This window comes from Streptomyces sp. NPDC051109 (assembly GCF_044455885.1).
Taxonomy (GTDB): Bacteria; Actinomycetota; Actinomycetes; order Streptomycetales; family Streptomycetaceae; genus Streptomyces.
Genome location: NZ_JBITFF010000022.1, coordinates 129,247 through 138,341, shown reverse-complemented (window position 1 = coordinate 138,341; position 9,095 = coordinate 129,247). Strand labels below are relative to the sequence as shown.

Genomic DNA, 9,095 nt, shown 5'->3' with positions numbered 1-9,095 from the left:
TGGCTCAACCTGGTGGAGCGGTGGTTCGCCGAGCTGACGAACAAGCAGATACGGCGAGGCGTCCACAAGACGGTCCAGGCCCTGGAGAAGGACATTCGGACCTGGATCGCCGCATGGAACACCGACCCGAGGCCCTACGTCTGGACCAAGACCGCAGACGAGATCCTCGAACGCCTCGCCAGCTATCTGAACAGAATTCCTGACTCAGAAGACTAGGCCCCGTGTCGCGCGGTCGCGGCCGGCTGTCGGACCCTCCCCGTACGGTGGAGGGGTGGACAGCACCGAGCGGCCCCGCGGGCCGCGCCTCGAATGGACCGTCGTCGCCAGCGACATCGGGCCCCTGCTCCTGGCCGCGACCCCGGAGGGGCTGGTCCGGGTCGAGTTCCATGCCGGGCCGGACCGGGTCGAGAAGATGATCGGCTCCCTCGTCTCCCGGCTCGGGGCAGACGCCTGGCGGCCGCCGCCGGGGCAGGAGGTCCTCCTGGCCGAGCCGATACGCCAGCTGAAGGCGTACTTCGCGGGCTCGCTCAAGCGCTTCGAGCTGCCGCTGGACTGGCGGCTCAGCTCCGGCTTCAACCGGCAGGTGCTCCAGGAGCTGGACCGCTCGGTGCCGTACGGGGCGGTCGTCGGGTACGGGGAGCTCGCCGCCCGGGTCGGCCAGCCGGGCGCGGCCCAGGCCGTGGGCAACGCCATGGGGTCGAACCCGCTGCCGCTGGTGGTGGCCTGCCACCGGGTCGTGGAGAACGACGGCGGAATCGGCGGCTTCGGCGGCGGGGTGGAGACCAAGCGCACCCTGCTGGCCCTGGAGGGCGTCCTGCCGCAGCCGCTGTTCTGAGGGGGGGTGCGGCAGGGCCGGGCGCGCGTCGGGGTCGCGGGCACGGGCGTAGGGGTACGTCCTCCGTTCCGTCCGGCCGTACGGGGTGCGAAACTGCCGCGGTGACCACTACCACCGCCTCGGGCCGCACTGCGCCCGTACACCGCCCTGCGCCGTCGCGACGGGGGTGGACGGCATGACCGCGATACCCGGCACCGACCGCCCCGCCCCGCCCGTGGGCCCGGCCGACCTGCCCCGGCTCCAGCGCCGCGTCTCCGCTGTGCTGATCGCGAGCCAGATGCTGGGCGGCGTCGGCGTGCCGATCAGCATCGCCCTGGCCCCGGTCCTCGCGACGCAGGTCAGCGGCACCGAGTCCCTGTCCGGCTTCGCCTCCACCGCCGCCGTGGTCGGCACGGCGGCGGTCTCGCTCCCGCTCGCCGCCCTGATGACCGCGCGCGGCCGGCGGCCGGGGCTGGTCCTCGGGTACGGGATCGGCGCCGTCGGCGCGGGCCTGGTGGTCCTCGCCGCCGCGATCAAGAACTTCCCGCTGCTGATGCTCGGCATGGCCGCCTTCGGAGCCGCCTCCTCCGCCAACCTCCAGGCCCGCTTCGCGGCCGCGGACCTCGCGGCCCCGGACCGCCGGGCCCGGGCCGTCGCCGTCGTCGTCTGGGCGTCGACCCTCGGCGCGGTCCTCGGCCCCAACCTCTCCGCCCCGGCCGGCCGCAGCTTCGCCGGCACCTCCATACCCGAGACGGCGGGCCCGTTCGTCTGGGCCGGCGCCGTCTTCGTCCTCACCGGCACGATGATCGCCCTGTTCCTGCGCCCGGACCCGCTGCTGACGGCCCGGGCACTGGCCTCGCCCGCGGAGCAGGCCAAGGGCGGCCGCTCGCTGCGCGCCGGGTTCGCGGCCGTCAAGGCCTCCCCGCGGGCGCGGCTGGCCCTGGTCACCGTCGCGGTGTCACACACCGCCATGGTCTCGATCATGGTGATGACCCCGGTCGACCTGGGCCACCACGGCGCCACCCTGGAGCTCGTCGGCCTGGTGATCAGCGGTCACATCGCCGGCATGTTCGCCTTCTCGCCGGTCATGGGCTGGCTCGCGGACCGGGTCGGCCGACTGGCCGTGATCGGCCTGGCGGCCGGGCTGCTGTCGGTGGCCGCCCTGCTCGCCGGGACCGCCGGGCCGAGCCACGCGCAGAGCGCGATCGGCCTGTTCCTGCTGGGTCTGGGCTGGTCCGCCGGCATGGTCTCCGGCTCGGCCCTGCTCACCGACTCGGTCCCGCAGGCCGCGCGGGCCGCCGTACAGGGCCTGAGCGACCTCACGATGAACACCTGCGCGGGCGTGGGCGGCGCGGCCGCCGGCCTGGTCATGTCCCACGCGGGCTACGGCTGGCTGAACGCGATCGGCGCGGCCCTGCTGCTGCCGATGGCGGCGCTGGCCCTGTTCACCGCGCGCCGCCACCCCACCGCCGCCCCTGCCTCTAGTAGCTGATGTGGTACGCCTTGCGCAGCGTCTCGTGGACGGTCCAGGTGGTCTTGTCGCCCTCCCGGAGCACGCAGGCGGAGCCGGGGCCCACCTCCAGCGTCCCGCCGCCCTCGACCTCGATGGTGGCGCGGCCGCTGACCACGACGAACAGCTCGTCGGCCTCGGTGTCGGTGACCACGCCCGGGGTGATCTGCCAGATGCCGCGCACCTGAGTGCCGTCGGGGGACTCCCACAGCACCTTGCCCGTCACGACGGGCTCGCCGGAGAGGATCTGGCCGGGATCGAGGTCCTCGACCTCCAGTTCGGCGTCCGGTACGGAAACGGCGAACGAGGCGGAACCGTGCTCACTGGTGCTCATGCCGAGTCACCCTAATCCGCCGGTCCGGCGCGGCGCGGTGGCCACAACGTCCATGCTCCGCCCGCCGGACGGGGCAATCTGTCCAGCCGGTCACCGGCTGCGGCAGGGCGGCGCCCGGTGTGCGGCCGGGTCCACCGCAGTCGCCGTGCGGCGGGCGTTTGGGGGCGGGGGTCCCGTGCCATGGATGGGACATGCACACATCATCCGAGATCCCCGTCCTGTCCGAAGAGGTCCGCGAGGCGCTCGACGGGCGCCGTCCCGTCGTGGCCCTGGAGTCGACGATCATCGCGCACGGCCTTCCCCGCCCCCGCAATCTCGCCGTGGGGGCGGAACTTGAGGCGCTGGTGCGCGCCGAGGGAGCGGTTCCGGCCACGATCGCCGTCGTCGACGGCGTGGCGTACGCCGGCCTCGACAAGGCGCAGCTGGAGCGGATCGCCGGCGGTGAGGGGGTGCGCAAGCTCGGCCACCGGGATCTGGCGCCCGCGCTCGCCGCGGGCGCGACCGGTGCGACGACGGTGTCCGCGACGGCGTTCCTGGCCGCGCGGGCCGGGCTGCGGGTGTTCGCCACGGGCGGGCTGGGCGGCGTACACCGCGAGTACGCGCAGACGCAGGACGAGTCGGCGGACCTGGCACTGCTGGCGCGGACCCGGATCACGGTGGTGTGCGCGGGGGTGAAGTCGATCCTCGACGTGCCGGCCACGCTCCAGCGGCTGGAGACGCTCGGGGTGGGGGTGGTGGGGTACGGGACGGAACGTTTCCCCGGGTTCTACCTGGCCAGTTCCGGCGCGCCCGTCGACTGGACCGTCCACCGCCCGGAGGAGGTGGCGGCGGTGATGGCCGCACAGGACGCGCTCGGCGGACCGGAATCGGCCTTGCTGGTGGCCAATCCGGTGGCGGAGGCCGAGCAGTTGGATCCGCAACTGCACGACCGGGTGCTGGCCGAGGCCCTGGAGGAGTGCCGTGCGCGCGGGATCACGGGGCAGGCGGTGACCCCGTTCCTGCTGGGGTTCCTGGTACGGGCGACGGGCGGGGCCTCGCTGGAGGCCAACCTGGCGGCGGTACGGGGCAACGTGGCGCTCGGGGCCAAGATCGCGGGGGCTTGGGCGGCGCGTCCGTGACGGGGCCCGCATCCACTGCGGGGAGCGCGGCGGGGTCCGCCGCGGCGCCCGGGGCGCTGCTGGTCGTCGGGGACGTGGTGACGGACGTCGTGGCGGTGCATCCCCAGCCGCTGACTCCGGCCACGGACACGGCCGCGCGGATCCGGACCCTGCCGGGCGGGGCCGGGGCCAACGCGGCCTGCTGGGCCGCCCACTCGGGGGTGGCGGAGGTGCGCCTCCTGGCGCGGGTCGGCACCGAAGGGGCCCGGTGGCACGAGCAGTCCCTGCGGGACGCGGGGGTGCGGCCGCGGCTGGTGATCGATCCGGCCGAGCCGACCGGGACGGTCCTGGCGCTGGTCGACAAGGACGCGGAGCGCACGTTCCTCACCGACAGCGGCGCCTCGCTGCGGCTCACCCCGGAGGACTGGGCTCCGGCCCTGTTGGACGGGGCCGCCCACCTGCACCTGTCCGGCTACCTCTTCTTCGCCGACAGCAGCCGCGAGCTGGCCCTGGTCGCGCTGCGGGCGGCCCTGGCCCGGGGGGTGCCGGTGAGCGTGGACCCGGCCTCGGCGGGGTTCCTGGCCGGGCTGGGTACGGAGCGCTTCCTCGATGCCGTGGCGGGGATCGGCGTACTGCTGCCCAACGAGGACGAGGCCCGGCTGCTGGCCGGACTGCCGGAGCCGGCCGGGGCGGCCAGGGCGGCGGAGGAACTGAGCCGGCGGGTGCCGCTGGTGGTGGTCACCCGGGGTGCGGCCGGGGCGCTGGTGGCGGAAGGGGGCCGAGTGATCGCCGAGGTGTCCGCGGAGGCGGTGGAGGCGGTGGACTCGACGGGCGCCGGGGACGCGTTCACCGGCGGGTTCCTGGCGGCGCGGCTCGCGGGCGCGCCCCCTGCGGACGCGGCCCGCGCCGGGTGCCGCGCGGCCGCCCGGGCGGTGACCCGGCTGGGCGGCCGCCCGCAGGAGGTGTCTACGGCTGGCGGGCCTACGAGGTGTACTCCTCCTGGCCGAGGGTGACGACCACGCCCGCCTTGTTCACGTTGTAGTGGAAGACCAGGCCCTTGTTCGGGTGGGTCTCCAGCCAGGACATGAGCTCGTGCGTGGTGATCGGCTTGTTCGCGGAGCCGGAGAGGATGGGGGCGTGGACGCCGATCGCGGCGTCATCGGCGATCGGGATCCAGGTCTCCTCGCCGACGGTCACGAAGGGGGTGGCGCCTCCGGCGACGGGGCAGCCCCAGTGGCCGCGCTTGATGATCAGGCTGTACTGGCCGCCCTCGGGGGTGTAGCGGTAGACGGCGATCTCGTTCGGCGAGACGGCGTCCTTGGAGGCGCAGGCGGGTCCGGGTGCGGGCGGCTTCGGCTTGTCCGGGGCGGTCGCGCTCGGGCTCGGCTTCTTCGGGGACGCCGGGGAGGCGGGCGGCGTCGCTCCGCCGGGCGCGGTGGGGACGGGGGCGGGGGCCGTGGCCGAGGGGCTCGCCGTGCTCGCGCCGGGGCCCGTGCCGGCGGCCCCCGCGTCGCCGCCGTCGCCGCCGTTGCAGGCCGTGAGGGTCAGGGTCAGGGCTCCGCAGAGCGCCAGGGCAACGGCCGCTTGCCGCCGCAGCCGTCTCGGACCCTGAACCGCCGTACCGGTTGCGCCCATTGCCGTCTCCCTCTGCCAAGGCGCCACCGGGTGGGCGCCGTCGAAGCGTGGCGTCAACGTAGTGCGCGGCCGGGGGCGGGGGCGATGGCCGGATCTCGTTCGTCACCGGCCCGCGACGGCGTTGTTGCGGATCCCGTACGTCCGTGACGGGACGGGGGCGCGGAGGTCAGCCGGTGGCTCCGGTGAGACCGGTCCAGGCGGGGTGGCGGGGGTCGTCGGCCCGGACCACCGCGTCGGCCCGGGCCGCGGGGTCGGTCTCCTCCTCGTACCGGGCGAAGGCGGGCAGCGTCCAGCGGGCGGACTCTTCGGTACGGCGGGCCAGCGCCGCCGGGGAGAGCCGGATGTGCACGCTGAGGTCGAAGGGGAACCAGTGGCCCAGCAGCAGCGGTCCGTGCATGATCACGACGCCGCCCGGCGGGAGTTCGGTGTACGGGCTGCGGGTCGCCCGGTCGGTCTCCGGGTCCCAGAGGTCGGGCAGTACCCGGCCGGTGCCTCCGGGATCGGTCGGGGCGAACACCTCGCGCCACAGGGCGGCGGTGTCGTACCAGCCGCCGAGGTAGGAGTCCACGTCCTCGCGGCCGAACTCGAAGCGGAGGGAGGCCGGGCGCAGGAACCCTCCGGCCGCGACCACCAGGACCGGGCGGCTGCGCAGGCGCAGCGCGTCGGCGAGGTGGCCGGCGAGTACGCCGGTGCCGGCGGCGGGCGCGCCGTCGATGCCCACCCGCTGCCAGGTCCCCTGTCCTGCCGGCGGCTTGTGTTCTTCGAGGTGGCCGGCGAGCCGCTCGGCCATCCGCTGCCATGTGATCGCTTCCAGCTGCACGGGCCCATTGTCAGTGGTGGGCCGTAGCGTTTTTCACGAGGGATCACCGGCGGGAAAGAGCCGTTGGCCCGGCCTTGGGGAGGGGTCTGTCATGGCTCGCGAGACGACGTATCTGGAGCTGTCGCAGGACGGCGGCGGGGCGCACAAGTTCTACGAGGTGACCGTGGACGGCACGGCCGTCTCGGTGCGGTACGGACGCATCGGCGCGGACGGCCAGTTGCAGAGCTCTTCGTTCCCGACCGTCGAGAAGGCCCGGGCGGCCGCCGCCAAGAAGATCGGCGAGAAGGTCCGCAAGGGGTACGCGCCGGCGGTGGCCGGACAGCGTCCGGCCCGGGCGGTGTCGCGCCGGCAGGTCACGTCGGCGCCGTCGACGGCACGTGCGGTGGCCCCGGTGCTGTGGCGGTTCCGTACGGGGTCCTCGGCGTTCGGGATCCATGTGGACGAGGACCGCTGCTGGGTGGGGAACCAGGCGGGGGACGTCTACACGCTGAGCCACGAGGGCGAGGTGCTGGCCCGGTACTCGCTGCCGGACGGGGTGAAGTGCCTGGTGGCGGACGAGTTCTGGATATACGCGGGCTGTGACGACGGCACGGTGTACGACCTGTCGTCGAAGGTGCCGTTCGGTGCCTACGACATCGCGGCGGACGTGGACATCTTCTGGCTCGACATCCACGAGGGCGTGCTGAGCGTGTCCGACCGCAGCGGTGGGCTTACGGTCATCGACCACGAGGACGAGTTCCAGTGGTCGCGGCGGTCGCCGGGCTCGAACGCGTGGATGGTCCGGGCGGACGAGCGGTCGGTCTACCACGGGCACAGCAAGGGTGTGACGGCGTACGCGGCCGACGGCGGGGCGCAGTTGTGGCACACGCCGACCAACGGCTCGGTGCTGTTCGGATGGCAGGAGGACCACACGGTCTACGCCGCCACCGGGCGCCACACCGTGCAGCGGCTGGCGAAGGCGACGGGCGCCGTGGAGGCCTCCTACCAGTGCGATGCCGCGGTGTACGCGTGCGCCACCTCGCCGGACGGCCGGCACGTGTTCGCCGCCGACTACGCCTCCTCGGTGTACTGCTTCGACGCGGACGGGCAGCGGCTGTGGAAGCTGGGCACCGGCGGTGGTTCGGCCCTGTCCATGCAGTATCTGGACGAGCGGCTGTATCTGGTCACCACGGACGGGTCCCTGATCTGCATGGACGCGAGCGAGGCGGCGATCCTCGCCGCCCAGCGGGGCTCGGTCCCGACGGCCGTGGATGTGAAGTCGGCCGCCGCACTGCCGGTGTTCACCCTGGCGGCCTCCGCTGCGGCGGTCGCGACCGTCTCGGTGGCGGCGGCCCCGGCGGGCGGTGTGGTGGTGGAGTGCGTGCAGCAGGGCGGCCGGATGCGCGTGCAGGTGGTGTCGGGCGGCTTCGAGCCCTCCTGGAACGTGCAGTTCCCGCGCGGGATCCGGGAGCCGGGTGCCCGGTACGTGGTCGACGGGCTGCACGCGGCCTCGGGCGGGTTCTACCGGGTGCGCGGGGAGATACCGCCTGGTCTGAGCGGGAGGGGGCCCGGTGGGCCGGGTCACGGAAGGCGGGCCGGGCAGCTGCACGGCTCGGCGCCGGGCGGGGGGTCCGCGGGTATGGAGAAGGCCTCGTCCTCGGCGAGCGTGCAGGTCACGTACAGCACGACCGGTACGGTGCCCAGGTTCCGGCCCAGGTGGAGGTGGTCGGCGCCGGGCGGTTCGACGAAGCTGGTGCCGGGGCGGTGCACGACGACCGAGTTGTCGTGCAGGATCCGCGTCAGCGTCCCGGACTTGACGAGCGCGATCAGCGGAACGCGGTGGAAGTGCCAGCCGGTACAGCCGCCGGGCTCTATGACGACCTCCCGGCCCGCGAGGTCCTCCGCGCCGCCTTCCACGGCTCGTATGAGCCGCGCCGTCGGCTGCCATCCACCCATGTACGCACTCCTCCCCCATGGGCATCACGGCCATACCGCAGCCCCAACGGCCCACGGTAGAGGGACATCCGGACATCGAGGAAAGTTGGCGAAACCTCAACCGCCATTTTCGGCAAGGTGATAAGCAGACCGGACGGCGGTATCACATCGTCATGAGCCTCGTGGTGTTCGAGTCGCTGAAACAGATCCACTGCGCGGAGTGCCGCCAGGGGCCGCTCCGGCATCTCGTGCGCGAGGCCGGCGTGCCCCGCTGCCTGGACTGCGCCGACCTCGGGCACCTGGTCTACCTGCCTCGCGGGGATGCCGCCCTCACCCGGCGGGCCCGCGAGGCGAGTTCGCTCTCGGCCGTCGTCGTCCGCTTCAACAAGCGGCGCCGCCGCTACGAGCGCCAGGGGCTCCTGGTCGAGGATCCGGCTCTGGCCCGCGCCGAGCGCGCCTGCCTCGCGGACGCCGAGGCACGGGCCCGCCGCCGGGAGCGCGACCGGCTGCGCCGCGCCGTCGAGGACACCCGGTTCACGGCGGCCTTCGCCGCCGAGATCGTGCGGCTGTTCCCGGGGTGCCCCGCCGATCGGGCGGTGGCGATAGCCACCCATGCCTCGCTGCGCGGCAGCGGCCGGGTGGGCCGTACGGCGGCCGGCCGGGCCCTCGACGAGCAGGCGGTGTCGGTGGCGGTCCGGGCGGCGGTGCGGCACATCGACACCGAGTACGACGCCCTGCTGATGGCGGGCGTCCCGCGGTTCGCGGCCCGGGCCCGGCTGGCACCCCGGATCGACGCGATCCTGGACGCCTGGCGCACGCCGCCGCCTCGGTCGTCATAACCGGCCCCGACCCCGCCTCCGGCCCCGCCGCCGTCCTCATCACCGGCCCCGCCTCAGTCCCCATCGCCGGCCCCGCCGCCTTCCTCATCGCCGGCCTCGGCGCGGGAGGCGTGATCCCGCGGCCGGACCGGG

General features: G+C 74.3%; 9 protein-coding genes and 2 pseudogenes. 7 read left to right on the top strand and 4 right to left on the bottom strand.

What is annotated here, in order from left to right:
- The 3 genes and pseudogenes from ACIBAD_RS31155 to ACIBAD_RS31145 form a co-directional block, all read left to right on the top strand.
- A pseudogene (locus ACIBAD_RS31155) lies at positions 1-216 on the top strand (IS630 family transposase); the annotation flags it as partial.
- A 55-nt stretch (positions 217-271) separates the two neighbouring features.
- On the top strand, positions 272-835 hold the full coding sequence (locus tag ACIBAD_RS31150) for a methylated-DNA--[protein]-cysteine S-methyltransferase (protein ID WP_134074964.1): 564 nt from the start codon (positions 272-274) through the stop codon (positions 833-835).
- Between the two features lie 175 nt (positions 836-1,010).
- On the top strand, positions 1,011-2,306 hold the full coding sequence (locus tag ACIBAD_RS31145) for an MFS transporter (RefSeq protein WP_134074965.1): 1,296 nt from the start codon (positions 1,011-1,013) through the stop codon (positions 2,304-2,306).
- Here the strand turns inward: ACIBAD_RS31145 and ACIBAD_RS31140 are convergent.
- Positions 2,296-2,658 (bottom strand): cupin domain-containing protein, encoded by a 363-nt coding sequence (locus ACIBAD_RS31140; RefSeq protein ID WP_398909984.1) that lies wholly within the window; start codon positions 2,656-2,658, stop codon positions 2,296-2,298. The genes ACIBAD_RS31145 and ACIBAD_RS31140 overlap by 11 nt on opposite strands.
- Positions 2,659-2,849: 191 nt before the next feature.
- Between ACIBAD_RS31140 and ACIBAD_RS31135 the strand changes: the two genes are divergently transcribed.
- Together ACIBAD_RS31135 and ACIBAD_RS31130 are read left to right on the top strand one after the other, a co-directional pair.
- Positions 2,850-3,776, top strand: a complete 927-nt coding sequence (locus tag ACIBAD_RS31135; RefSeq protein WP_398909982.1) for a pseudouridine-5'-phosphate glycosidase — start codon at positions 2,850-2,852, stop codon at positions 3,774-3,776.
- Positions 3,773-4,768: a carbohydrate kinase family protein gene (locus ACIBAD_RS31130; protein ID WP_398909980.1), complete on the top strand. Its 996-nt coding sequence runs from the start codon at positions 3,773-3,775 to the stop codon at positions 4,766-4,768. The genes ACIBAD_RS31135 and ACIBAD_RS31130 overlap by 4 nt, the downstream gene beginning before the upstream one ends.
- On the opposite strand, the gene ACIBAD_RS31125 is transcribed toward ACIBAD_RS31130, so the two are convergent.
- Together ACIBAD_RS31125 and ACIBAD_RS31120 are read right to left on the bottom strand one after the other, a co-directional pair.
- A complete protein-coding gene (locus ACIBAD_RS31125; RefSeq protein WP_398909978.1) occupies positions 4,737-5,390 on the bottom strand; it encodes a hypothetical protein in 654 nt (217 codons plus the stop codon). The two genes, ACIBAD_RS31130 and ACIBAD_RS31125, sit on opposite strands and share 32 nt — an antisense overlap.
- A 166-nt stretch (positions 5,391-5,556) precedes the next feature.
- Entirely contained in the window at positions 5,557-6,210 is a 654-nt protein-coding gene (locus ACIBAD_RS31120) for a uridine kinase (RefSeq protein WP_398909976.1), read from the bottom strand.
- Between the two features lie 91 nt (positions 6,211-6,301).
- On the opposite strand from ACIBAD_RS31120, the pseudogene ACIBAD_RS31115 reads away from it, so the two are divergent.
- Positions 6,302-7,732 (top strand): annotated as a pseudogene (locus ACIBAD_RS31115) (WGR domain-containing protein); the annotation flags it as partial.
- Positions 7,733-7,770: 38 nt separating this feature from the next.
- Here ACIBAD_RS31115 and ACIBAD_RS31110 read toward each other — a convergent pair.
- Positions 7,771-8,145 (bottom strand): cupin domain-containing protein, encoded by a 375-nt coding sequence (locus tag ACIBAD_RS31110; protein ID WP_134074968.1) that lies wholly within the window; start codon positions 8,143-8,145, stop codon positions 7,771-7,773.
- A 152-nt stretch (positions 8,146-8,297) separates the two neighbouring features.
- Between ACIBAD_RS31110 and ACIBAD_RS31105 the strand changes: the two genes are divergently transcribed.
- Entirely contained in the window at positions 8,298-8,963 is a 666-nt protein-coding gene (locus ACIBAD_RS31105; RefSeq protein WP_134074969.1) for a DUF2293 domain-containing protein, read from the top strand.
- The last annotated feature ends 132 nt before the right edge of the window (positions 8,964-9,095 follow it).

What these genes read in the sequence shown, in the direction of transcription:
- ACIBAD_RS31145 (WP_134074965.1), top strand. Translation starts at nt 1,011, where the DNA reads ATGACCGCGATACCCGGCACCGACCGCCCCGCCCCGCCCGTGGGCCCG.
- ACIBAD_RS31140 (WP_398909984.1), bottom strand. Translation starts at nt 2,658, where the DNA reads ATGAGCACCAGTGAGCACGGTTCCGCCTCGTTCGCCGTTTCCGTACCG.
- ACIBAD_RS31135 (WP_398909982.1), top strand. Translation starts at nt 2,850, where the DNA reads ATGCACACATCATCCGAGATCCCCGTCCTGTCCGAAGAGGTCCGCGAG.
- ACIBAD_RS31125 (WP_398909978.1), bottom strand. Translation starts at nt 5,390, where the DNA reads ATGGGCGCAACCGGTACGGCGGTTCAGGGTCCGAGACGGCTGCGGCGG.
- ACIBAD_RS31110 (WP_134074968.1), bottom strand. Translation starts at nt 8,145, where the DNA reads ATGGGTGGATGGCAGCCGACGGCGCGGCTCATACGAGCCGTGGAAGGC.
- ACIBAD_RS31105 (WP_134074969.1), top strand. Translation starts at nt 8,298, where the DNA reads ATGAGCCTCGTGGTGTTCGAGTCGCTGAAACAGATCCACTGCGCGGAG.